Here is a 24,241-nt window from a genome sequence, read left to right on the forward strand (position 1 = left end):
GTGAGTTCATAACAAAGCCGCCTTCGCGCAAGCCATCCTAGCCTCATGCAACTAGGAAATATCTAAAATGGCGCGCATTCGTTACACAGTTTAGAACCATCGACCAGCCGCATCCGCAGTGTCTTGGGGTACTGTGTTGAAAGCGATAGATGCCTTGGGAGCCGATTTGTGGACGCTGTTCAAGAGTCTTTCAAAGAGCAACAGGCTCTTAGGGGGGATGCGGATTCCGCCACCGATTACAACGCAGTCATAGGTCGCGCTGGCAAGTTGCCGCTCGAGCGCCACAGTAGCTGATTCATCCGGCCGCACCAAGCAAAGGTCGGCACGCCACCCACGATCTGCCATCTGCTGCATGCCAATGGCAATGCCGGCATGAATTTTCTCTGCATTGAAGCCTGGCGGTAACGCCGGGTCCGAGAAATCGACAGTTTCCGGCTGCTGGCCGACAAACAACACTTTTTTGACATCTTTCAATTGACTCATCACATCCTCCTGATTGAGCTGCATGGCGTTGGAAGTCTTTTTACAGCCGCTGCTGACTACAGTACTCGATGATATCCTTGATGACGACCACTTGTCTCATGGCTTTAAACTGAAGCGCTCCACCACGAAATCAACGAAGCTGCGCAGCTTGGGCGACATACGGCGATCACGTAGGTAGATGAGGTTCAACGGCCGGATCGGCGGTATATATCCGGGGAGCAGGCGAACGAGAAGGCCGTCCTCGATATCCTTTGACAGCATTATCTCAGGCAGCATGACAATGCCCATGCCAGCGAGCGCAGCCTGGCGTAACCCTTGGGCGCTGTCGACTTGCATCCGGCCCGAAATCGGCACGCTGATTTCGCCCTCTGGACCAGTCATGCGCCAGGATGCCTGTGCCGATCGCCACTCGGACCGCGAGGAATAGGTATAGGCCAAACAATTGTGCTGCGCAAGATCCTCCGGTCGTCGCGGTTCACCGCGCTTCGTCAGATAACTCGGTGCGGCGCAAATCATCAACCTATACGGTGCAAGCGGGCGGGCAATCAGGTCGGAACCCTGAAGGTTGCCAAGGCGGATCGCCGCCTCGAATCCGTCCTCAGCCAAATCCACGACAGTATCGGTGATGACCACGTCGAGATCCACTTTGGGATAACACGCCGTATAGTCGGCGAGCGCGGGTATCAATCGCTCCGTGCCAAAAGTCGCAGATGCGGTAACACGAAGCCGCCCTTTGGGACTGGTCTGTGTTTCGAGTGCGAGGGCATCGGCATCTCCAACGAGATCGAGGATCTCAATGCATCGTTCGTAATAGGCCTTGCCGAATTCGGTCAGATTTTGCCGCCGTGTGGTCCGATTGATGAGCCGTGTACCGAGACGATCCTCTAGCGCCTGCAAATGGTTGCCCACCATGGTTGGCGAAAGGTCGCATTCCGCTGCTGCCGCCGTCAGACTCCCCGTGTCAACTACACGGATGAAGATAGCCATAGCCTTGAAGATGTCCATTACCAATATTTCCTAGGTAGTCATCAAACAAAATGGCAGTTTATATAATTTTTCAAAGCAATACAATGAGATTGGAATTGGTCAGCGGTTTTCGTGACGATCATTTTTCAACAAGAAAACAATCTCTGGGACTCTCCTCTCATGCCTTATCTGAAACCGAATCAATCAACATCGCCACGCCTGACTTTGATAGCCACCAGTCTAGGCTTAGTCCTTGTCACTCTTGACGTCACAGTCGTGAACGTTGCGCTGGAAAGAATCCAAGCGTCGCTCAGCACCAACGTGACCGGTTTGCAATGGATCATTAACGCTTACACGTTGGTCTTTGCGAGCCTGCTGTTAACGGCAGGTGCCGTTGGTGACCGCTTCGGTGCCAAACGAATCTTCGTCATAGGTTTTGCGTTGTTTACCATTGCGTCACTGGCCTGCGGCATGGCGGGCACAATCAGCACCCTCATTGCCGGCCGCATCGTCCAAGGAGTGGGTGCTGCACTTTGTGTACCAGCCTCGTTGGCATTGCTTAGCGCCAGCTTTCCGGAAGCGGGCTCTCGTGCCCGAGCCGTGAGTATATGGGCTGGCGTTGGCGGCTTGGCGCTTGCGGCCGGGCCTGTTGTTGGCGGCATCATGGTGGATCGCTTCGGTTGGCCGAGCATCTTCTTCCTCAACCTGCCACTCGGGCTATTAGGCATCTGGTTGACTTTATCCTATGCGCCGTCGGGTTCAAAAACACCCAACCGTGGATTGGACCTCGCCGGGCAAGTATTGGCGATTCTCGCGTTAGGTGGGCTCACCCTCGGCTTCGTCGAGGCCGGCGCACTCGGCTGGACGCATCCGCTAGTCCTGTCAGGTTTTACCTGTTTCTTGGTGGCCGGCGCGTTGTTCCTATTGGCGGAAGCCCGTGGCGCGGATCCTATGCTGCCGCTGTCATTGTTTCGCTCGTCAGTGGTGAGTGCCTCCTGCGGCGTTGGACTCATCACCAACTTCGCCTACTACGGGCTGATGTTTGTGCTTAGTCTATTCTTCCAGGCGACGAAAGGGTATTCACCGTTGATGACTGGACTAGCTTTTCTGCCGATGACAGCACTAGTAACCATCGCCAATTTGATTTCTGGTAGGCTGACCGCGCGGTTCGGGCCGCGGCTGCCCATGGTGATGGGGCAGGCGCTAGCCGCCTGCGGTTACCTGACTCTGGCCGGCATCGACAGCAGAACCTCCTACAGCGTCATCGTCGGCCCATTGCTAGCGGCAGGCATCGGTGTGGCGCTGACGGTCCCCGCAATGACGACCGCCGTTCTCGCCAGCGCCGATAGGCAGCGCACAGGCATTACCTCTGGAGCGTTAAACGCCGCCCGCCAGATCGGGGGCGTCATCGGCGTCGGGGTGTTCGGATCGTTGGTCGCAGGAGGACCGGAAAAACTCCTTGCGGGCATGCAGGTCGCGCTAGTCCTGGCAGGTCTCGCACTCGGCATTGGCGCCATCATCAGTTTTGTAAGTATCAAGGTAGGATTGATTACGAAATCAACTTCACTCCCCGTTGAAATGATTACCAAGGGCGAAATCAATTGAAGGTTTGAGTTCGAATGCTCAAAACTTTGAATGCCGCCATCTGGCCAATTGCAAACACAGGTGATGGACAGCTTGCGACCGAGGCTGTGTGAAAACGCAAAATCATTTCTCTGGTTAGCGCACTTTAATGTTCCAATAGGGCTCCGTACTGAAACGCTCAACAAGAAAATCGATGAAGCTGCGCACTTTAGGCGGCGGAAACTTGCGATTAGGGTAAACGGCAAATACAGCGAGATCGTCGGTTTCCCAATCCGAGAGAACGCGTACCAATTTCCGTTCACGCAGCGCCTCATAGATCATAAAGTCCGGTTGCAGAGTAATGCCAAGGCCTTCGACGGCAGCATCGCGCAAAATGTCGCCACTGTTGCCCCATAAAATACCGGAAACAAGAATCTTTTGCTCCACATCTTCGCGTCTGAAGCGCCATTCGTTTGGTGCACTCACATAGGCGTAAGTAAGACATTGGTGCTTGGCTAGGTCCTCAGGAACTATAGGGACTCCATGCTTTTCCAAATAGCCAGGCGAGGCACAAACCACGAGGCGCGTGTGCGCGAGCTTGCGAGAAACCAGTCCTGGATCAATTTTTGATGCGACACGTATTGCGACATCAAAACCTTCTTCAACCAAGTCGACCAGCCGGTCGTTGAGTGTGACATCGACCTGAACACCCGGATATTGCTGCAGATATTCTGCGATCGCCAAGCCTAAATGACCGGCACCAAACGCATTCGAGGAGCTCACCCTCAAAATTCCACGCGGAGCAGAGGCTTCCTGCGCTGCCGAACTCTCGGCGTCCGAGATCATGGTCAGAACCTCGATCGCACGCTCGTTATATTCAATGCCCGCCTCCGTGAGCGAGAGCTTACGCGTGGTCCGCTGGAGCAGCCGAACGCCCAAATGCTCTTCGAGTCTCGCCACATAACGTGTGGCCATGCCTCGTGATAGACCGAGTTTGTCCGCTGCGCCGACAAAACTCCCGGCATCCACCACGGCGGTAAAGACCCGCATGCTCACTACGATGTCGATGCTCATATTGTTTTAAAAAATCAAATATTGAAATGATATTTGGGGAGTTTATCTTCAATTGTGCAACTGATTTAATGTCGCCATCGCATACGAGATGGGCTCAGATTCTGGTCAAGCCAGTCTTCTGGTTCTCTTCGCTGCCTTCCGCAGCAAATGTACTAACTAACGCCAAAGGAAAATGAAATAACACCTATCCAAGCTTCGAGACCGATCACTTCGGTGGCGTCTCGGTCTGGCGCGGCACCTACGTGACCAGATCTCATTGAGGGAGATTGCTAAACGTTTAGGCATCTCAAGAAATACTGTCCGGCGATATCTACGTGCCGACCTCGTAGAACCGGCTTACCCAGAGCGACATACCCCCAGTGCCATCGACAAATACGCATTTAAGCTATCAGCTTGGCTTAAGACTGAGATGGCCAAATCACGCAAGCAGCGTCGAACGCTAAAACAGATGCACGTTGATCTATGCGCTCTCGGATTTGAAGGGTCGTATGATCGTGTCGCCGCCTTCGCCAGGCAGTGGAAAGTGGATCAGTTAGAGAGGGTCAACTCTGCGAGCAAAGGAACAATTTGGATCTGCAAATTGCGGAACAACCCAATCAATTTGAGGCACAAAAGGTTTTGCAAGCGGCTTCATTCTTCAAACAACCTTGGTCTGACCTGAGAACTCACTCCAAAGACGGAACAAGAATGAGCACAAATCAAGATCCAACTCATTCATTCTTATACTCACAAGGAGTACTCGAGCTCAAAGCACGCTTCAGTTCAGCAACTGATAAATTACTGACTTCGTGAAGAGCGATCAAAAGGGATGCACTTACAACCGAATTGCCATGCCGAATTTTGCTAATGGCCGGCGGTGGCACTTTTAGACAACGTGAGAGCGCAGCATCGTTTTGGAGTCCAAGTTGGATTTTGACTACGTCCAACAGCCTGTTCGCATTTTTGACATATTCATTTACATCCTTTGCATTTTTCATGGGGTGCATTTGGTTTTTAAGGAGCGTATTAACGTGAGACGTTAGTTGTTAATATGTCTACCATTTTATTCAAGAATGATGAGAGTATTTTCTGCTTCGAGCTCAAAAATAACATTAGGTTGCTTAGCACAATAAGAACAAATCCATCCATATTTTGTTTTCTCAACCAGATTTTTTAGCATCTTTGTCAAGGCTTTTTGCTTAGCTCCATATCCATTTATTTCAATAAATACGATTCAATCACAATCGCATTTGTCGAAGAATTTTCAAATTGCCTTTCTGCAGGCTAAGCATGCGTAGCTTCAACAAGTAATAATTCGACCAATGCGTTTCGCTGTTCGTGTGTATACGGTGGCGGTTTGTAACTATCAAGTAGTATCAGACCTTCCACGGACGTCCAGATCATTAAAGCCCGAACTGGATCTTGTGCCTCCTCGACGATTTTTGCCCAATAGTCACCATAGAACTGGGAGAATGGCTCTATTACGCGAGGCTCTTCTGCGACGGCGCTCTGAAAGAGTCCTTGTGAAAAATCTTTCATCCGCCCCGATACATCTGCGGTCAAACGTACCATAGACCTTAGAATGGTATTTGGCACATCTTTTTCCATTTTTATCGCTTGCTCGACCAGGCTTCTCGTGTGCTCGAACATGTCATCAATCATGGCAACCACCAAGTCTCGTTTTGTGGGGAAGTTATAGGTTATGGCCCCGCGGCTAGCTCCAATTTTCATACATACCGCATCGAACGTGAGCTTACTTGCCCCTTGTTCTTGAACAATTTCACGAGCCGCGACAACGAACTGCTCACGATCAAATACACGTCTTCGAGTCATATAGTTACTTCGAATAAGCGGAGTATTCCGTACTGCCGATGAATACGCCAGACAAGATACTAAAGAGACAATGCTGTTCGCAAAATGCGTACGCATTGGAATTAAATACCGTTTTTTCTACGATGTTGCCTACTGTTACCGCTTAACTTTAATTTCAATAACAAAAAAACACTTATATTGCCGAGTGGATATGGATTATATTATCTTATTTTGTTATGGTCTATGTGATTTTCGCATACGACTTGGACCTTAAATCGGGTTTTCGGTAAAGCTGCTCGTTTGCGCTCGGAATTGCCCAACTTAGTTTCCCGTTTCAGTAGAAAATGCGAAAAGCGGTCATTGGCACCGCCCCTCTCCTCGAAAATGTTGATCTTGAGTTTTCTTAAAACCCAACTGGGTATTGATTCGATAGACGTATTCACTCACATGCAAGTAGTGTTGCCATGGAAATATCAGTTAGTACCAAAACGATATATTTCCATATAAAAATTATACGCCAATGTTAGCGCTATCATCTAAGTAAACATGATCGTTGGCAACTGTTAAGGCTAACAGTAATGAATTTGGTATTAATAACATTGAAGCGCAATCAGTTTGGCAGACACTTTCGAACGCCTGCAATCCGCCGCCGATTGCGGTCTTACAAGTTGGATGACTTTTTCAGAAATATTTGAGTTTTCTCGCAACACCGTGCGAAAACCTGTATGTCAGCACGCCCCGGAAAATAATGGATAACTAGTATCGTCCGTTGCCGCCTTCGCACGAAAATCAGCAACCATCGTCCGGCGCTCCACAAACTGCTTTGCTTTGCACGCAGCATCGCCGGCGGCGTCAATCGCTTTTTCCAAAATCGAGCCCGCCAGGACGTCGTTCTGGAATACCTCGTTCTTGCGGCATACCTTGTCGTATGCTTCCTGCAGCTGGCTGACGCGCTGGGTCAAGCTCTCAAGGTGCGAACGTAATGGTGCTACCTCACCGGCGTTCTTTAACAGAACCGTCACCATCGCGGCGACGTTCTGCTCGACCGTCCCCTGTACCGACCGCAGAACCGCCACCTGCTCAGCCGTGCGCGGATCCCGCTCTGGTTCATTCGACAGCCCCAGTAGGTAATCAGCGCTCACCCCATAGGCGATGGCCGCACGCACAATGAACTCTCTCGATACGCTGGCCTGGCCGGCTTCAATCTTGGATAGCTGCGATGAATTGCTATAGCCTAAAGTCTTCGCCGCCTCGCGCTGATCGAGGTGATTGAGCTTTCTGGCCAGAATGAGGCGGCGGCAGATTTCCTCTCCTCTATCGCAGGCCTGGGCGCCCGCGCCGGCACGCCTATCTGCCGATGCCGAAAACGCTGCAATGTCATTAACATATCCCATAGAGCCCTCCGCATTCATTTTGCTTTTCCAAATTGTTCATACGCCCAGCTCCATGCACTGCGCAGTCACAACGGCGACTGCAGCGCTAAATACATTGATGGGAATGTGACCGAGCATTTCATCCAACCCACCGGCGGCACAACGCAACGACGCAGCTTCATCTGCCGACACGCCGACCTTACCTACCCTATCGAAGCGATCACAGATTGCCAGCAAGGTGTTGTTAGCTCTTGCCAGCGACGGGCCGCGGGCGCCAGTATTCCCCATAGCCAGGAGCATCTTCGAGAGCTGGTTGTAAGCATCCGGGCTAGGTTCTGCAATCAACAACTCAATCGCCAGCCGCAGCTCCAGCGCCAGGTCGTTCCGAGTGCATCGCATCATAGGAACGAATGCTCCTCTCGGCTTGTATGCCTTACGGGGTCGCTTGGTGCCGGCCATTACGAATTCCCTTCCACAGGAGCGGCAATAACAGTGGCAGACGCACGCGCCGCGTAGTGCTTACTGGCTACCATCCGCACCACCTGCGAGTCATCAGCCCAAACGATGTTGTTGCAAGCATCCTTGATACCCTTGACGACGTTGTCCAGGTCAGGCTTGCCCGTTGGCCGAAGGTCGCCGGAAATCGCCCGGGCGCGCTTCGCCTTGGAATAGCTGGCAGGGATTTGCATGTACAGGAGGACGTACAGCTCAACGGGTCCCGCCAGCGGACTGGCGCCACGCATCGCCGCCTTTGCCGCCCAACTCACCTGTTGCTCGTAGGTCGCCGTCTTGGCCGGAGTATATGCCTTGACGCCCTTCCCTACGCGAGCAAAGCGCGGGCGGCCTTTCGCCACTGGTTGGCCGTCTACAACGAAATTAATCACAGTCACAGTTGGACTCGATGTCCCCAAGTCCAATTTGGCGCCTTCAGTGCAGATCATCTAGCCGGCCTTTCTGTTTAATCAATGCCTTCAAATTCAAGCCATTCGGCTTAGTGCCTCGCTCATCGTCGGCTTTCTTACGAACTGCCGTGATCCTGCTTGGCGGCGGAGGTGGCACCTGACCGCCGTTATCGATCGTCGCTTGCACGCGCCCCTTGAAGGCCGGCATCGACTCTCCTGCCAGCGGCTTGAGCCCGAGCTCAGCACCCTTGGCCATCACGGAATCATCGGTTGCCCACCACGCTCCTTGGCCGGCAGGCTTGCCCGCCATCAGCGGCTTTTCGTTACGGCACCAGTTGCGCCAGGTCGCCGGCCAATCCGTCTTCCGGGCAGCCTTGCCGGCAACCGCTACCCAGTAATCCCGGAATTTGTCAGCAACGCGACGAACATGCTCTGGCGTCCAGGTTGGCTGCTCCTCCAGCGCCCAATCCCCCAGAGCTTTCGACAAGGTCCAGTCTTTGGGCAAGCGCTTGCCGCGAGCGTCCTGACGATTCTCTGATGATTCATGATGGTTAGTGACGGTTATATGTGGGTGCAAAAGCTTTGCACCCTTTACGTCGTCAGTTGCACCCTTTGTGCTTTGGATTGCACCCTTTTGACCGTCAGTTGCACCCTTATTTTCTTGGGGTGCAATTTCTGCACCCTTTACAGAATTCTCTCCTATGGGAATTTTGGATAAGGGTGCAATATTTGCACCCTTCAGCCAATCAGTAGAAATGCGATACTCGCGGCGAGCACCACGGCCACCATTCCCAAAGTTGACCAGGATCAGCCATCCGCTCTTCTCCATCGCCCGTAGCTGGTATTGCACTGTACGTTCCGACTGGCGAGTTTTATAGGCCAACTGCTCAATGGATGGATAAATGCTGGTCCCGTCATCATGGGCGTGATCGGCCAGTGCCAGCGCCAGAAGCATCTCACCGCCGCCGTTTTGATAGCGCTCAAACACCATCGACATAATACGAACACTCACTACATTGCCTCCATCAGTCCCAGGCGGCGCAAAATCGCATTCGTCCGCGCGACGCCGTTATAAAATAAATTGATCATCACCTCGTAGCTCATGCCAACGGGACGCTTTGCGCGGCCGTCAAGGACGTCGTGACAGCGGCAGCAGCCATACGCACCTTTTTCGTCTGGCGCCTTGATGCCATAGCCCTTGCCGTCCTCCAGCAAATTGGAATGGCAAAGAACCGTCGTATCGGTGCGATAGTTACAAGCGCCGGGAAAGCGCAATGTGCATTCCTGGTCGCGCGCGGAGGCGCGTATCTTGGTCAAAGGCTTATGACTGGACTTGATGCGCTTCTTGGGCTTCTTTGATCGTTGAAAGGATGAGGAGGACAGAACGCCGGTCAGACCATGGGACATAGCCGTTCGGCGCATTGGCTTCGCCGAACGCTTCATGGAGCTCCGCCTCATGCCCGCAACCTACACATCCGGCACAAATCGTCCCCGCGCGCGAACTGCCCGACACTCTTTCTCTTGCGGCATGCCCCTTTGCAGACTCGCTGAGCATGATTGAAAACAACCATCTTCGCCGTACGTTCGGCATAGCGATCTGCCGCATGCCGTGGATCACCTACAGACACAGGAATCATGCAGCCGCCATTTCACGGAGCTCCCTCTGGCGCGCGTGATACGCAACGTGCCAGTGCTCTGCGGCTTCGGAATGGAATGGATATCTGGATTGAAGGTAGGCACTATCGGCGCGCGCCAGATGGCCACATAACAATGAACGTTGAGGAATACTACAAATGGGTCGAGCAAGGGGCATAGAAATTCGGAAAAAAAGTATCCGAATTCTCTTTATGTGGAGGGGTAAGCAGCGGAAAGAGACGTTGGATTTAGAGCCTACTCCTACGAACGTGCGCTATGCCGAACGTTTAGCAGCTGAAATAAAAGTCAAAATCTCAGTGGGAGCCTTCGACTATCGGACCTACTTCCCCAATTCCGCAAATGCGGCGGAGACTCCCAGCGAAGTCCCTACTTTTGGCTCCGCATGCGCTCTTTGGCTTGAAACTAAAGGACGCTTGGCGGCGGCGACGCAGTCTCAGTACAAAAACGCGCTTGAATTTTGGAAATTGAAATTTGGCGCCGAAACGCGGATTGACTTGATCACACACGGAAAGATCGCAGCTGCCGTCGGATCACATCCCTGGCCATCGGCGAAGCTGTGCAACAATTATCTTATACCGTTACGCGGCACGTTTGTACTTGCGGGCCGTGATATGCGGGAACTGATAAATCCTCTGGAAGGTATCAACAATTCAAAGCACCAGAAAACTCCACCTGATCCGCTAACAATCGCGGAGATGGAGCGCATCCTATCCGACATGATTGAGCGATTCCACTTGCAGGTGGCTCACTATTTTACTTTTGCATTCCTTACAGGTATGCGTCCCGAGGAAATCATCGCACTACGGTGGGATGACATTGATTGGAACAATCGAACAATTAGAGTCGCACGAGCAAAAACGTTCAAGGGCAGATTCAAGGATCTGAAAACGAGCGAAGTCCGCGACATCGACTTGGTTGATCGAGCCATAAATGCGCTCCAGGCACAAAAACGTTTTACATATATGAAAGCAGCAGAGATTTTCGAGAATCCAGTCACCGACCGACCATGGCACGACGAAAGGTCGCAACGAGACCATTATTGGAAGCCAAGTTTGAAAAAATTGGGGATACGGGCACGACGCGCATATCAAACTAGGCATACATATGCGACGACTGCACTGATGGCAGGCGTAAATCCAGCATACATTGCTCGACAACTAGGGCATGCAAATGCAAAAATGCTTTTTACTGTGTATGCGAAGTGGATTGATGCCGCGGATCGCGGAAGGGAAAAAGCAAAAATGGAAGCCGTACTGCGCTTCCATTCATAATTTGCTATCAACAATTTTCATAAAATAAATTCGGAGTTAACCCAAATTTATCCCAGCATCCCCGCAAACCCCGAGAATACTGGTAGGCACGATTGGACTCGAACCAACGACCCCTACCATGTCAAGGTAGTGCTCTAACCAGCTGAGCTACGCGCCTAAAGAAGCGAAATTATAAGGGCATTTTTGATTCGTGGCTAGTATCTTGTGAAAAAAGTTTGCAAGATTACTGCGGCGGCGCATTTTCTACCGGTTCGGCGGGCGTCTTGCGCCATATGCAAGTGCCTTTGGCGTCTTTGTCCAGGCCGTTGAGCAGCAATTCGTGTGCCGCCAGCTCCTCCTCGCTGGCGCTGCGCACGACGATTTCCGCCAGCGGCAGCAGCTCCAAGGCTGCACCGTCGCCATCGGCATCGCCATGGCTGCTGCCGGGATCGATGCTGAAGCTGTTCTGGCCGCGCGTCATGGCCAGGTACACCTCGGCCAGCAATTCCGAATCCAGCAGCGCGCCGTGCAAGGTGCGGTGCGCATTCGAAATGCCGTAGCGGTCGCATAGCGCGTCCAGCGAGTTGCGCTTGCCGGGATACATTTCCTTGGCTTGCACCAGCGTGTCGATGACGCCGGCGACATCGGCCGAGAACGGGCTCTTGCCTAGGTGCTTGTATTCGGCGTCGAGGAAGCCCAGGTCGAAGGGCGCGTTATGGATGATGACCTGGGCGCCGCGGGTGTATTCGCGCAGTTCTTCGAAAATCTCGGCGAACTTCGGCTTGTCGCTGAGGAAGGCCGTGGTCAGGCCGTGGACTGCCAGCGCGCCCTCTTCCGAATCGCGTTCGGGATTGATGTAGCGATGAAAATTATTGCCGGTCAGGCGGCGGTTCAGCAGCTCGACGCAACCGATTTCGATGATGCGGTCGCCGGTGCGCGGGTTGAGGCCGGTGGTCTCGGTATCCAGAACAATTTGTCGCATGGTCACTTCATATTCAATACAAACACTAAAAAATACTTGCCGCGAAAGCGGCGCCGGCAATGCCGCCGCGCCTTCGGCCTGTTCTTATACTACCGTGGTGACGCCGCGATTGGCGAGCTGGTCGGCGCGTTCGTTGCCGACGTGGCCGGAATGCCCTTGACCCAGCGCCATTCGATCTTGTGCCGCTCCTGGGCGGCGTCCAGCGCCTGCCACAGGTCGACATTCTTGACCGGTTCGCGCGCCGCGGTTTTCCAGCCGCGCGCTTTCCAGCCGTGTATCCATTCGCTGATCCCTTTTTGCACATACTGGCTGTCGGTGAACACGATCACTTCGCAAGGACGGGTCAAGGCGGTCAGCGCTTCGATCACGGCTTTCAGCTCCATGCGGTTGTTGGTGGTGTTGCGTTCGCCGCCGAACAATTCTTTTTCCTTGCCGTCCGCCACCAGCAACGCACCCCAGCCGCCGGTGCCGGGATTACCCTTGCAAGCGCCATCGGCAAAAATCTCTACTTTATCCATGCTGCCTTTCACTACGCTGTTATTGGTACAGCCTGCTTGGCAGGCTGTACTGTAAAAAAGTTATGGCGCGCTTACTCCGCGCCGTTCTGATCCGCCTTGTGGATCTTGTTGGTAGCCGGCACGCCGCGTCCGGCCTTGATGGCTTGCTTGCTGAACGCCGGGCCGATCAGGTGCATGCCCTTGACCCGCTTGATCGCCTGCACGATATAGACCGCGCCAAAATACGGCCACCAGCGGTTGCCTGCCTTCTCCATGAAAGCGGCACGGTGCAGCCATTTGCTGCTGGTGTACGGCGGCGCATAGCAGCCGAAGTGGCCGCGGTTGACCTCCATATTGAGCAGCTTCAGCCAGTCTTTCAGACGCAGCAGACTGATGAACTCGGCGTTCTGCGGCAGGAAGTGCGCGCCCGACATCCGCCCCACGGTTTGCCGGATGCCCCACAGGCTGGCGGGATTGAAGCCGCAAATGATGACCTGCCCTTCGGGAATCAAGACCCGCTCCACTTCGCGCAGGATCTGGTGCGGCTCGGCGGCAAATTCCAACACATGCGGCAGCACCACCAGGTCCAGGCTTTGCGAGGCGAACGGCAGCTCGGCGAAATCATGGGTCACTACTACTCCCGACTGCGCCTCGCCCGCCTCGGGCAAGCGGCTGTCGGTCAGCCATTTATGGCGCATGCGGTTGGCCTGCAGCGCCTTGATCTGCGGCACGCCGATCTGCATCGCATTGAAGCCGAAGATATCCGCCGTCATCGCATCCAGGCGCGCCTGTTCCCATTCCTGCATGTAACTGCCGGTGGGCGTCTGCAGCCAGGGGCCGAGCGCTATAATGGACTTTTCTGCTGACGGATGTGCCATGCCTGCCTTGTTCAATAAATCACTGGATGAATCTGCAAATAAGTCGCTAAGTGTATTGGCGGTGCCGGCTTTTAACGACAATTATCTTTGGCTGATCCACGATGGACGCCTGGCCGCCGTGGTCGATCCCGGCGACGCCCAGCCGATTCTGGCCGCGCTGGCAGCCCACGGACTGACGCTTGCCGCTATTTTACTGACTCATCACCATGCTGACCACGTCGGCGGCGTACAAACTTTGCTGCAGCATTATAAGGTGCCGGTGTTCGGCCCTGCCGGCGAAGCCATCGACGGCGTCACCAGCCCGCTTCGTGAAGGCGACACTGCCACCATTCCGGAATTGGGATTGAGCCTGTCGGTGCTGGACGTTCCGGGCCACACCAGCGGCCATATCGCCTATGTGGCGCAAGGCCAGCCCTGGCTGTTTTGCGGCGACACCCTGTTCGCCGGCGGCTGCGGCCGCTTGTTTGAAGGCAGCCCGGCGCAGATGGTCGCTTCGCTGGCAAAACTCGCCAGCTTGCCGGGCGACACCCAAGTCTACTGCGCGCATGAATATACCATCTCGAACCTGCGCTTTGCCTTGGCGGTCGAGCCTGACAATGCCCGGCTGGTCGAACGCATGGCCGCCGAGCAAGCCAAGCGCGCGCGCCAGCAAGCGACCGTGCCGTCGACGATTGCCCTGGAAAACGCCACCAACCCCTTCCTGCGCTATCTGGAGCCAAGCATCATTGCCAGCCTGCAAGGCGATGGCCGCCTCACTGCAAAAGACGGTCCGGTGGCGGCTTTCGCGGCCTTGCGGGAATGGAAAAACAACTTCAAATAATTCGGCAAGATGGGCGGCAAACCGCGGCGCCTGCACTAAAGATTGATTGTGATCGATCGTTCGATATAGTTAGATAGTCTCCGCATATCGATTTCCATAAAGTAATACCTAATAAATCAATCACTTATCGCATGTAACAGTGCAATTTCTGCTTGACGGGAGAAAACTGCCTTACGTACACTGCGTCTAATCCATTATTACCGGTCTATGACATTCCGGTCACATAAATTGAACCCATGTACCAGCTAAAACTCAAGACCTTCGCCTTTGCCGCACTGGCTTTTTTCGGCACTCCGCTCTTGGCTCAAGCCAACGACATTTCCATCTACACCCCCACTTTCAGCCTGATCGACCCGAACGATCCCAGCGCCGGTATGCTTGGCATGGAGCAAATCGACATCTGGGCGCGCATCCGCAAGGGTTTTGGCATCCCCGACCTGGATAACCAGCAGGTGGTCAACCAGACCGATTTCTATAGCGCCCGGCCGGATTATTTTGAGCGCACCACCTTGCGCGCCTCGCCCTATCTGTTTCACGTAGTGCAAGAACTGGAAAAACGCGGCATGCCGACCGAGCTGGCGCTGCTGCCGTTCATCGAATCCTCGTTCAATCCGCAAGCCTATTCCAGCGCCAAGGCGGCCGGCATGTGGCAGTTCGTGCCGTCCACCGGGCGCGACTACAATCTCAAGCAAAACATGTTCAAGGATGAGCGTCGCGATGTCCTGGCCTCGACCGATGCCGCGCTGACCTACCTGCAGAAACTGTACGGCATGTTCGGCGACTGGCAACTGGCGCTGGCTGCCTATAACTGGGGCGAAGGCTCGGTGCAGCGCGCCATCAACAAGAATCAGGCCGCCGGCCTGCCGACCGACTTCAACAGCCTGGCGCCGCTGATGCCGGCCGAAACCCGCAACTACGTCCCCAAGCTGCAAGCGGTCAAGAACATCGTCGCGGCGCCGGACATGTATAACATTGCATTACCGAAGATCGACAACCAGCCTTACTTCGTCACCATCGGCAAGACCCGCGACATCGACGTCAAGGTCGCCGCGCAGCTGGCGGAACTGTCGCTGGACGAATTCAAGGCGCTCAACCCGCAGTTCAACCGCCCGGTCATCATCGGCAGCTCCGACACCAAGATCCTGCTGCCTGAAAGCAATGCCGAGAAATTCAAGAACAACCTGACCAAGTGGACCCATACCCTGTCCTCCTGGACCTCGCACACCGTCGGCAGCGCACGCGAGCGGATTGAAACCATCGCTGCCAAGTTCGACACCACGCCGGCCGTGATCCGCGAAGTCAACCATATTCCGCCAAGAATGCTGCTGAAAGCCGGCTCCACCATCCTGGTGCCGAAAACCGAAGAAGCCAATAGCGACATCACCGCTGAAGTCGCCGACAACGCCACCATGGCGGTGACGCCGGATGCACCGGAAAGCCGCCGCATCTACGTCAAGGTCGGCAAGCGCGACACGCTGGCCTCGATCGCGGCGCGTTATCGCGTCAGCGTCAGCCAGGTGAAAAGCTGGAACGGCTTGCACCACGACGGCGTCAGCCGCGGCCAGAGCCTGCAGTTGCAAGTGCCTAACCGCATGGTGGCATCTAGCTCCGGCGGCAAGAAAGCCGGCCATAATGTGCGCTATCACACGGCCGTCGCCAGCCGCGGCAGCAGCAAGAACAAGGTAGCCGTGAAAAAGAACGGCAAGCCGGTAGTCTTGGCTTCGGCGCGCGGCTCACGCAGCTGATATTCAGCTTCAACGCGATCTTCAGCGTCACCACCAAAAGACCCCTGCCGCTGGCCCGCCAGCGCCACGGGTCTTTTTTAAAACCGCCAACATTATCAATAAAGCATCACCGAGCCGGATAGCGGCATAGTTGCCCTTCGCCCGCCGAACCCCTACAATCTTGCCCTGTTCGCCAAGAACCTCAAGCACACAACACCAAGCGCCCGCACTGCACACGGCGCGCACACCTGGAGTCAATATGGCATTCCTGCAAGGAAAAAAAATTCTGATCACCGGTTTGCTGTCCAACCGCTCGATCGCTTATGGCATCGCACAAGCCTGCAAACGCGAAGGCGCCGAACTGGCGTTCACCTACGTCGGCGAACGCTTCAAGGAGCGCATCACCAATTTTGCGAAAGAATTCGACAGTGAATTGATTTTCGACTGCGACGTCGGCAGCGATGAGCAGATCAACGCCCTGTTTGCCGATCTCGGAAAATCCTGGGATCACCTGGACGGCCTGGTGCACGCCATCGGCTTTGCCCCGGCCGACGCCATCGCCGGCGATTTCCTGGACGGCCTGTCGCGCGAAGGCTTCAAGATCGCGCATGACATTTCCGCCTACAGCTTCCCGGCCATGGCAAAAGCGGCGATCCCGCTGCTGCGCCCGAATTCCGCGCTGCTGACCCTGACCTATCTCGGTTCGGAGCGCGTGGTTCCCAACTACAACACCATGGGCCTGGCCAAGGCTTCGCTGGAAGCCAGCGTGCGCTACCTGGCCGGCTCACTAGGCCCGAAAGGCATCCGCGTCAACGGCATTTCGGCCGGACCGATCAAGACCCTGGCCGCCAGCGGCATCAAGGGCTTCGGCAAGATTCTGGGCTTCGTCGCCGAGCACGCGCCGCTACGCCGCAACGTGACAGTGGAAGACGTCGGCAATGCCTCAGCGTTCCTGTTGTCGGACCTGGCTAGCGGCATTACTGGTGAAATCACCTATGTCGACGGCGGCTTCTCGCACGTGGTGGGCGGCATCGCCGAGTAATCCGACGATCCCGACAATCGACAGACGCGCAGGGCTGCGCGGCTGAAAAAAAAACCGGCTTAACATGCCGGGTTTTTTTGCTTGTACAGCGCAGTCAGTTTTACTGATGCACAGTGACTTCCACCCGGCGGGCATCGGCATCGTTACCGCCCAGCGAGACCTGCGGCTTGTCCAGCACGACCCGGCTTTCTTCCACTCCGGCGGCGACCAGCACGGCGCGCACGGCCTTGGCGCGTTCTTTCGACACCTCAGCGTTGACGTCGGCGTTGCCGCTGGCGTCATGGTAGCCGGAGACGGCGACCGTCGCGGCGCTATTGGCCTTCAGGTACATGGCAATAGGAGCAACATCGGTGGCGGCGTTGGCCGGCACTTCGGACTTGCCGGTTTCAAAGAAGATCTTGACGGCGGCAGGCACGCCTGCCGCGGCCTGCTCCGTACCCGCGGCAACGTTAGCGACAGCTGGGACATTGGCATTCTGGGGCGCCGACACTGTTGTCGTCGGCTTGCTGCCACCCTTGCCCGAGGTCAGGCCAAAGTAGCCTGCCAGCAACAGCACTGACACCACCACCACGCCGACGATGGCCCAGACGATGCCTAATGCTGCCTTTTGTTCGCTGTCGTTATTTTCCATGCAAGCACTCCTGTTGTTGATTAGTAAATATTTGATTGTATCCGAATCTGCAAATACCTTGGGTACACTACCGGCAAACAACGATATGGCGACAAATCAACGACATATTCCCGGCATTTGCATGAATATGCTGCACCAAGTCTGAAAGTATTGTATGATCCTGTGCTGCGTTGCAATAACGAGCGCAGACAGTGCACTGCTTCACGATCATATCCAGTTTCTGGTGCTCTGTAAAAACCTGCTGTAAAAAAATAATATGTAGCTGCGCAAGCCTAGGCGTGTCCTGATCTCTGTAGGACATCGCATTGTAAAAGCCCTCCCGCCTTGTGTGTCGATCCTGACACCGTCCCGGCGCAAAGCTTTTGTGCCGAAATTTCTTTGTATTTGTCTCTTAGTCATTTCGTTGGTTGGCGTTGCTTTTTTGCGTTCGCTGCATTCATTCGCCTGGTCGATTGTTTGCGCGATTATTTGTAGCTTATGACGCTGCACTTTACGAAAGAAGAAAAATGACTTTTGAATCACTTGGCCTCCACACGTCCGTTATCAAAGCACTGACCGAGGCTGGCTACACCAAGCCGACTAGCGTTCAAGAACAAGCTATCCCTGCCGCAATCGAAGGCCGTGACCTGCTGGTTTCCTCGCAAACCGGTTCCGGCAAGACTGCAGCATTCATGCTGCCTGCGCTGCACAAATTCGCTTCCGAGCAACAAGCTGCCCCTGCACCTGCGGCCGGCAAGACCCCTAATCAAGAAATGCAAGCCTCCCGTTCACGCGGCGAGCGTCCACGTTTCAAGCCGGCACAGCCTAAGATGCTGGTATTGACGCCGACCCGCGAACTGGCTTTGCAAGTTACTACCGCGACCGACAAGTACGGTTCGCACATGAAGCGCGTCAAGGCGATCTCGATCCTGGGCGGCATGCCTTACCCTAAGCAGATGCAATTGCTGGCCAAGAACCCGGAAATCCTGGTTGCTACGCCTGGCCGTCTGATCGACCACATGGAATCGGGCAAGATCGATTTCTCGCAACTGCAGATCCTGGTGCTGGACGAAGCTGACCGCATGCTGGACATGGGTTTCATCGACGACATCGAAAAAATCGTTGACGCAACTCCTGAATCGCGTCAAACCATGCTGTTCTCGGCAACCCTGGACGGCGTGGTCGGCAACATGGCAAAGCGCATCACCAAGAACCCGATGATCATCCAGATCGCCGGTTCCGCTACCAAGCACGAAAACATTCAACAGAAGGTTCACTTCGTTGACGATCTGTCGCACAAGAATCGCCTGCTCGATCACCTGCTGCGCGACGTCACCATGGACCAGGCAGTTGTGTTTACTGCTACCAAGCGTGATGCCGACACCATCGCCGACCGTCTGAACATCGCTGGTTTCGCTGCCGCTGCCCTGCATGGCGACATGCATCAAGGCGCGCGTAACCGCACCCTGGACAGCCTGCGTCGCGGTCAAGTCCGTGTGCTGGTTGCTACCGACGTTGCCGCTCGCGGTATCGACGTTCCTGCGATCACCCACGTATTCAACTACGATTTGCCGAAATTCCCGGAAGACTACGTCCACCGTATCGGCCGTACTGGCCGTGCCGGCCGTAACGGTGTTGCAGTATCGCTGGTGAACCACGCTGAAGGCGTCAACGTCAAGCGTATCGAACGTTTCACCAAGCAACTGATCCCGGTCGACGTGGTTGAAGGCTTCGAACCAAAGCGTTCGGCTTCGGCTCCGCGCTCGAACCACAAACCAGGCGGCTGGAAACCAGGCGACAACCGTGGCGGCGCAAAGCCGGGCGGCCGTACTTTCAGCAAGCCAGGTGCAGCTCCGCGTAAAGAAGGCGGCGGCGGTGGCTACAAGGGCAACCGTTCCAACGACAGCGGCGCGCGTCGCTCGTTTGGCGATCGTTAATCAGCCAGGCAAGTCGGGCGATCGCATGATCGCCACGTAATAAATAAAAAGGCCACTGGATTCCAGTGGCCTTTTTCATTGCGTTCTCAATCTCGCCTTAATCTCCTTCAGGTGGTCCAACCCAGCACCACTGCCCCCGCGGCAATCACCGCGCATGATAAGAGCCGGCGCAGGGTCAAGGCTTCCCCCAGGAAAATGCGCGCGATCAATGCCGCAAACAACACCGAGGTTTCGCGCAGAGCCGATACCGGCCCCATCGGCGCCAGCGTGATCGCCCAGATCACGATGCCATAGGCCAGCAGCGACATCACGCCGCCGCCCAGCGCATTCCAGCTGGCGCGGGTATTCAGCGCCAGCGGCAGGCGGCGGTGCAGCGACAGGTAAATCACCAGCAAGGGCAAGCCGTCCAGCAGGAACATCCAGCCGGCGTAGGATGCCGCGCTGCCGGCCAGGCGCGAACCGAGGCCATCGACGATGGTATAGCCGGCAATGAACACGCCGGTAGTAAATGCCGACAAGGGGGCATCCCATTGGCGGTAGCCGCCAACGGCACCGGCGTTAGTGTTACGTTTGAATTTGATCTGCGCCAGGCTGACGATGCCGACCGAAATCAGGGCGACGCCGATCAGGGTCAGGGTCCCCAGCTGTTCGCCGGCAAAGAAGGCTGCTCCCAGCGACACCAGTAAAGGTGATGAGCCGCGCGCAATCGGATAGGACTGGCCGAAATCGCCGGCCCTGTAAGCCCGCACCAGGAACAGGTTGTAGCCGGCATGCAGCGCCACCGACATCAGGATATAAGGCCAACTGGCCGCCGCCGGCAACGGCGCCCACAGGACGATGGGCAAGGCGGCCAGCGCTGAACCTATGGTCATCAGGGTGATGGCCCACAGACGGTCGCCGCTGCTTTTCAGCATGGCGTTCCAGGAAGCATGCAGCAGCGCTGCGCACAACACCAAAGCAATCACGCCAGCCGTCATGCGCCAGCCCCGCTGAACCACCTTGAGTACCCAAGCATAAATATAGCCGACGGCGTTAAGTGCGAAAACCGTCTATTGTAAATGCTGAGCGAGGTTCGCGCCGTAGGGCGGGCAGGTTTTATTGCCCACGCGTTGCGGCAACCAGGGCCGGCGACAAATCACAGGTCACGCGTGGGCATTACATGCCCACCCTATTGCGCGTGCGGCCGGAACTGAGGTAATCGGCGATCGAATCCTGGGTCACTTCACCCAGGTAGCTGTTGTCCTGGTCGATCACCGGCATCCAGCTGGTGCTGTGCTTGTACATCTTGGACAGCACCACGCGCAGGTTTTCATCGGGTGTGGCGCTCACCGTAAACGGTTTCATCTTGTCGACACAGGCGCCCTGCCCGCCGCGCGCATCGCGCCGCGCCACATAGCCCAGCGCATGGTTGGCGGCATTGGTCACTGTCACGTAGCGATAGTCGTTGTCATCCATGACACCGTAGGCTGATGCCAGGCTGGCGTCTTCCAGCACAGTGGCCGAGTTGGCGGCGGCATCGCCGGCGCGCACCAGCAGCAGGCGCTTCAAGGTCGCATCCTGGCCGACGAAGGAAGCCACGAATTCATCCTTGGGTCGCGCCAGCAAGGTATCCGGATGATCCACCTGCACCAGCTTGCCGGCGCGGAAAATGGCAATCTTGTCACCCAGCTTGATGGCTTCGTCGATATCGTGGCTGACCATGATGACGGTCTTGTTGAGCGCCCGCTGCATCTGGAAGAATTCATTCTGTATCGATTCGCGGTTGATCGGATCGACCGCGCCGAACGGTTCATCCATCAACAGCACCGGCGGATCGGCCGCCAGCGCCCGGATCACGCCGATGCGCTGTTGCTGGCCGCCCGACATCTCGCGCGGGTAGCGGCTCAGGAAGCGCTTCGGATCAAGCGCGACCATCGCCATCAGTTCCGTGGCGCGCTCATGGCAGCGCTTCTTGTCCCAGCCCAGCAGGCGCGGCACCACGGTAATGTTTTCTTCGATGGTCATGTTCGGAAACAGGCCTACCTGCTGGATCACATAACCGATCTGGCGCCGCAGGGTGACTTCATCGATGCCGGTGGTGTCTTCGCCGTTCAGCAGTACGCGGCCGGAGGTTGGCGTGATCAAACGGTTGATCATCTTCAGGGTGGTGGTCTTGCCGCAGCCGGATGGTCCCAGGAAGACGCAGATCTCGCCTTCGGCCACCGTCAGGTCAACCTGGTCCACTGCCTTCACTTTAGTACCGTCTTTCTGGGTGAATACTTTACTGAGCTGGTCGAGTTGAATCATGATTTTTGCATTCCTTTCGGTGTAAGCAGGCGCTGCAGCCATTGCAGCAGCAGGTCGGCGACAATCGCCAGCAAGCTGATCAGGACCGCGCCGATAACGAGTTTTTGCATGTTGCTTTGGCTGATGGCGTGCAGGATCAGCACGCCCAGGCCGCCGGCGCCGATGATCGCGGCCACCGCCATCACGCCGATATTCATCACCACGGCGGTACGCACGCCGCCCAGGATCACCGGCACTGACAAGGGCAGGTCGACCAGGCGCAAGCGCTGCCAGAAGGTCATGCCGATGCCGATGCCGGCTTCCTTGATGCCATGTTCGATGCCGTCCAGCGCCAGGTAGGTATTGCGCATGATCGGCAGCAGCGAGTACAGGAACACCGCGGTGATCGCCGGCAGTGGCCCCAGGCCCTGGCCGAAACGCGAAAACAGCGGGATCATCAGGCCGAACAAGGCAATCGACGGCAAGGTCAGGATCACGGTCGCCAGGCCCATCAGCGGACTGGCCAGCCAGCGGTGGCGGATCATCACGATACCGAGCGGTACGCCGATCAGGATTGCCAGTCCCACTGCTATGCCGACCAGCATCAGATGCTGGATGGTCAGATGCAGGATTTCGGGCCAGGCGCTTAACAGGTAGTTATAAAATGTCATGGCGCGCCTCTCATATCAAGCCTTCGGCGCGCAGGAAATCCGCGGCTACCTGGGCGATCGGCAACTGGTCGATATCCACCTTCTTGTTCATCTCGGTCATCTTGGCGGTGTCGATCCTGGCCGACAGCGCGTTCAGCTGCTCAGCCAGATGCGGATTGGCGTCGAGGATTTCCTTGCGCACGATCGGCGTGGCGCTGTAGAACGGGAAGAAGCCCTTGCTGTCTTCCAGCAGTTTCAGGTTGAAACCTTGTACCCGGCCGTCAGAGGAATACGTCAGGCCGACATTGAGCTGGTCGTTATGCAAGGCGGTGTACACCAGGCCGGCATCCATCTGCTTCACTTCGCTGCGATCGAAGGCGAAACCGTACAGCGCTTGCAGCGGCTCCAGGCCGTCAGGACGCGAGGCGAATTCAAAGTCGACCCCGATCAGATATTTTTTATCGGGATCCTGCTGATGGCTCTGGTTGATCTTGTTGGCGAGGTCCTCAATCGTATTCAAACCCTCTTTCTCGGCGCGCTTTTGCGGCACCGCCAGGGCATAAGTATTGTTCAGCGCCGACGGCTTGAGCCAGATCAGGTTGCGCGCAGCGTCGAGTTGCTTGACGCGCTCATAGGACTGATCCTGGTCCAGCTTTTCATCGATCTTGTTATAGACGATCAGCGCGGTGCCGGTGTAGTCCCAGACGATATCGATCTGGCCGCTTTCCAGCGCCTGGCGCATGATGGTGGTGCCAAGGCCGTTCTTAAGATCGACGGTGTAGCCTTTGGCGCTCAGATATTGCTGGGTCATCGACGACAGGATCAGCTGCTCGGTGAAGTTTTTACCGCCGACCACCAGATCGCTGGCGCCAGCCGGCGCCATGAAGCCCAGCGTCACGGCCAGCAGCGTGGCGATGCGCGATGCGGCTTGAGATAAGTTTTGCATATGGTTTTTCCTTGTCCGGTTGGGGTAGATCAGCGCAATCCGCGCAATCAACGTAACAATCCGCGCTTGCTCAGATAGGCATTGCTGCCCAGCGAGACGATCGCATCCAGCAGCAAGGCCAGCACCGCGGTGGCGGTGGCGCCCAGCAGCAACTGCCCCTGGTTGTTCAGATAAATCCCGGGAAAGATCAGGCCGCCCAGGCTTTCGCCGCCGATCAGGATCGACAAGGGCGCAGTGCCGACGATGATCGCCAGCGCGGTGCGGACGCCGCCGACGATGATCGGCAAGGCGTTCGGCAGCTCGACCCGGAACAGCACCTGCAGCGGTTTCATGCCGATGCCCTTGGCCGCCTCTTTCATCGATGGCGATACCTGTTTCAAGCCTTCATAGGTATTGCGCACGATGGGCAGCAGCGCCGCCAGCCACAAGGCGATGATGGCCGGCTTGTCGCCGATGCCGAACAAGGCCAGCGCCAGCGCCAGCACCGCCATGGAAGGAATGGTGTTGCCGATATTGAAGAGCTGCATCCATTTTTCGGCGTGCCGGGCGAAGTACGGCCGGCTCAGCAAGATACCGGCGGGGATGCCGCACAGCAGCGACAGCGACAGCGACCACCCCACCAGCACTAGATGGCGCCCGGTGTAGTAGACCAGGTCGCCCTGATATTGATGGATCACCGCGGGGCCAATCGACCAGCCAATGGCTGCCACCACCAGCACGGTGACGACAGCGCCTATCGTGGCGTTGCGATAGCGATTTGTCATGCTTTTCCCTTCCATAAGCATGGCCGGAAAAAGTCTGAAGTTTGCACGGGCGTGGCCCGTGGCTGCGA

23 protein-coding genes, 1 tRNA gene and 2 pseudogenes are annotated in these 24,241 nt (G+C 56.0%); 7 read left to right on the top strand and 19 right to left on the bottom strand.

The genetic code is table 11. From position 1 onward, the window contains the following. Positions 1-90 precede the first annotated feature (90 nt). Together CPter91_RS16120 and CPter91_RS16125 are read right to left on the bottom strand one after the other, a co-directional pair. Positions 91-483 carry a hypothetical protein gene (locus tag CPter91_RS16120; protein ID WP_236905836.1) on the bottom strand — a complete coding sequence of 131 codons (393 nt, stop codon included), beginning with the start codon at positions 481-483 and terminating at the stop codon, positions 91-93. A gap of 96 nt (positions 484-579) precedes the next feature. Next, entirely contained in the window at positions 580-1,488 is a 909-nt protein-coding gene (locus CPter91_RS16125) for a LysR family transcriptional regulator (RefSeq protein WP_061941970.1), read from the bottom strand. A 93-nt stretch (positions 1,489-1,581) separates the two neighbouring features. Between CPter91_RS16125 and CPter91_RS16130 the strand changes: the two genes are divergently transcribed. Beyond that, positions 1,582-3,054: an MFS transporter gene (locus CPter91_RS16130; protein ID WP_082792908.1), complete on the top strand. Its 1,473-nt coding sequence runs from the start codon at positions 1,582-1,584 to the stop codon at positions 3,052-3,054. 114 nt (positions 3,055-3,168) lie between these two features. Here the strand turns inward: CPter91_RS16130 and CPter91_RS16135 are convergent, their stop codons facing one another. Further along, complete coding sequence (locus tag CPter91_RS16135; RefSeq protein ID WP_061941972.1) at positions 3,169-4,086, bottom strand: LysR family transcriptional regulator; 918 nt, start codon at positions 4,084-4,086, stop codon at positions 3,169-3,171. A 214-nt stretch (positions 4,087-4,300) separates the two neighbouring features. Here CPter91_RS16135 and CPter91_RS25845 point away from each other — a divergent pair. Next, positions 4,301-4,651: pseudogene (locus CPter91_RS25845) on the top strand (helix-turn-helix domain-containing protein); the annotation flags it as partial. Positions 4,652-5,349: 698 nt separating this feature from the next. Here CPter91_RS25845 and CPter91_RS16140 read toward each other — a convergent pair. From CPter91_RS16140 to CPter91_RS16165, 6 genes are all read right to left on the bottom strand, one after another. After that, positions 5,350-5,898 carry a TetR/AcrR family transcriptional regulator gene (locus CPter91_RS16140; protein WP_061941974.1) on the bottom strand — a complete coding sequence of 183 codons (549 nt, stop codon included), beginning with the start codon at positions 5,896-5,898 and terminating at the stop codon, positions 5,350-5,352. A 707-nt stretch (positions 5,899-6,605) separates the two neighbouring features. Next, positions 6,606-7,271, bottom strand: coding sequence for a helix-turn-helix domain-containing protein (locus CPter91_RS16145; protein ID WP_205631610.1), 666 nt, complete (start codon positions 7,269-7,271; stop codon positions 6,606-6,608). Positions 7,272-7,307: 36 nt separating this feature from the next. Next, complete coding sequence (locus tag CPter91_RS16150) at positions 7,308-7,652, bottom strand: hypothetical protein (RefSeq protein WP_061941978.1); 345 nt, start codon at positions 7,650-7,652, stop codon at positions 7,308-7,310. A gap of 56 nt (positions 7,653-7,708) precedes the next feature. After that, on the bottom strand, positions 7,709-8,140 hold the full coding sequence (locus tag CPter91_RS16155) for a RusA family crossover junction endodeoxyribonuclease (protein ID WP_236905837.1): 432 nt from the start codon (positions 8,138-8,140) through the stop codon (positions 7,709-7,711). Between the two features lie 37 nt (positions 8,141-8,177). Continuing rightward, complete coding sequence (locus tag CPter91_RS26990; RefSeq protein ID WP_167595184.1) at positions 8,178-9,164, bottom strand: helix-turn-helix domain-containing protein; 987 nt, start codon at positions 9,162-9,164, stop codon at positions 8,178-8,180. Then, on the bottom strand, positions 9,164-9,595 hold the full coding sequence (locus tag CPter91_RS16165; protein ID WP_236905838.1) for a nuclease domain-containing protein: 432 nt from the start codon (positions 9,593-9,595) through the stop codon (positions 9,164-9,166). The genes CPter91_RS26990 and CPter91_RS16165 overlap by 1 nt, the downstream gene beginning before the upstream one ends. Positions 9,596-9,945: 350 nt before the next feature. Between CPter91_RS16165 and CPter91_RS16170 the strand changes: the two genes are divergently transcribed. After that, the gene (locus CPter91_RS16170; RefSeq protein WP_061941986.1) at positions 9,946-11,079 is read left to right on the top strand and encodes a site-specific integrase; all 1,134 of its coding nucleotides are present in this window, start codon (positions 9,946-9,948) and stop codon (positions 11,077-11,079) included. 80 nt (positions 11,080-11,159) lie between these two features. Here CPter91_RS16170 and CPter91_RS16175 read toward each other — a convergent pair. The 4 genes and pseudogenes from CPter91_RS16175 to CPter91_RS16190 form a co-directional block, all read right to left on the bottom strand. Then, positions 11,160-11,236: transfer RNA gene (locus CPter91_RS16175), tRNA-Val, on the bottom strand. Between the two features lie 66 nt (positions 11,237-11,302). Further along, positions 11,303-12,040 carry a DNA polymerase III subunit epsilon gene (dnaQ, locus tag CPter91_RS16180; protein ID WP_061941988.1) on the bottom strand — a complete coding sequence of 246 codons (738 nt, stop codon included), beginning with the start codon at positions 12,038-12,040 and terminating at the stop codon, positions 11,303-11,305. An 84-nt stretch (positions 12,041-12,124) separates the two neighbouring features. Next, a pseudogene (gene rnhA, locus CPter91_RS16185) lies at positions 12,125-12,558 on the bottom strand (ribonuclease HI). Positions 12,559-12,629: 71 nt separating this feature from the next. Beyond that, positions 12,630-13,415 (bottom strand): class I SAM-dependent methyltransferase, encoded by a 786-nt coding sequence (locus tag CPter91_RS16190; protein WP_061941990.1) that lies wholly within the window; start codon positions 13,413-13,415, stop codon positions 12,630-12,632. Between CPter91_RS16190 and gloB the strand changes: the two genes are divergently transcribed. The 3 genes from gloB to fabI all read left to right on the top strand — a co-directional run bounded on the left by gloB (position 13,414) and on the right by fabI (position 17,001). Beyond that, entirely contained in the window at positions 13,414-14,235 is an 822-nt protein-coding gene (gene gloB / locus CPter91_RS16195; RefSeq protein ID WP_061941992.1) for a hydroxyacylglutathione hydrolase, read from the top strand. The genes CPter91_RS16190 and gloB overlap by 2 nt on opposite strands. Positions 14,236-14,471: 236 nt before the next feature. Continuing rightward, positions 14,472-15,980 (top strand): transglycosylase SLT domain-containing protein, encoded by a 1,509-nt coding sequence (locus CPter91_RS16200; protein WP_061941994.1) that lies wholly within the window; start codon positions 14,472-14,474, stop codon positions 15,978-15,980. A 238-nt stretch (positions 15,981-16,218) separates the two neighbouring features. Continuing rightward, positions 16,219-17,001 carry an enoyl-ACP reductase FabI gene (gene fabI, locus CPter91_RS16210; RefSeq protein ID WP_061941998.1) on the top strand — a complete coding sequence of 261 codons (783 nt, stop codon included), beginning with the start codon at positions 16,219-16,221 and terminating at the stop codon, positions 16,999-17,001. A gap of 100 nt (positions 17,002-17,101) precedes the next feature. On the opposite strand, the gene CPter91_RS16215 is transcribed toward fabI, so the two are convergent. Beyond that, positions 17,102-17,632 carry an OmpA family protein gene (locus CPter91_RS16215; RefSeq protein ID WP_061942000.1) on the bottom strand — a complete coding sequence of 177 codons (531 nt, stop codon included), beginning with the start codon at positions 17,630-17,632 and terminating at the stop codon, positions 17,102-17,104. A gap of 506 nt (positions 17,633-18,138) precedes the next feature. Between CPter91_RS16215 and CPter91_RS16220 the strand changes: the two genes are divergently transcribed. Continuing rightward, positions 18,139-19,548, top strand: a complete 1,410-nt coding sequence (locus CPter91_RS16220; RefSeq protein WP_061942001.1) for a DEAD/DEAH box helicase — start codon at positions 18,139-18,141, stop codon at positions 19,546-19,548. A gap of 107 nt (positions 19,549-19,655) precedes the next feature. On the opposite strand, the gene CPter91_RS16225 is transcribed toward CPter91_RS16220, so the two are convergent. The 5 genes from CPter91_RS16225 to CPter91_RS16245 form a co-directional block, all read right to left on the bottom strand. After that, on the bottom strand, positions 19,656-20,525 hold the full coding sequence (locus tag CPter91_RS16225) for a DMT family transporter (RefSeq protein ID WP_061942003.1): 870 nt from the start codon (positions 20,523-20,525) through the stop codon (positions 19,656-19,658). Between the two features lie 178 nt (positions 20,526-20,703). Then, a complete protein-coding gene (locus CPter91_RS16230) occupies positions 20,704-21,834 on the bottom strand; it encodes an osmoprotectant ABC transporter ATP-binding protein OsmV (protein WP_061942004.1) in 1,131 nt (376 codons plus the stop codon). Continuing rightward, on the bottom strand, positions 21,831-22,484 hold the full coding sequence (locus CPter91_RS16235) for an ABC transporter permease (RefSeq protein WP_061942006.1): 654 nt from the start codon (positions 22,482-22,484) through the stop codon (positions 21,831-21,833). Before CPter91_RS16235 ends, CPter91_RS16230 begins: the two co-directional genes overlap by 4 nt. A 10-nt stretch (positions 22,485-22,494) precedes the next feature. After that, on the bottom strand, positions 22,495-23,409 hold the full coding sequence (locus tag CPter91_RS16240; RefSeq protein ID WP_061942008.1) for a glycine betaine ABC transporter substrate-binding protein: 915 nt from the start codon (positions 23,407-23,409) through the stop codon (positions 22,495-22,497). A 47-nt stretch (positions 23,410-23,456) separates the two neighbouring features. After that, positions 23,457-24,173, bottom strand: coding sequence for an ABC transporter permease (locus CPter91_RS16245; protein WP_061942009.1), 717 nt, complete (start codon positions 24,171-24,173; stop codon positions 23,457-23,459). Positions 24,174-24,241 lie beyond the last annotated feature (68 nt).

Source organism: Collimonas pratensis (assembly GCF_001584185.1).
Taxonomy (GTDB): Bacteria; Pseudomonadota; Gammaproteobacteria; order Burkholderiales; family Burkholderiaceae_D; genus Collimonas; species Collimonas pratensis.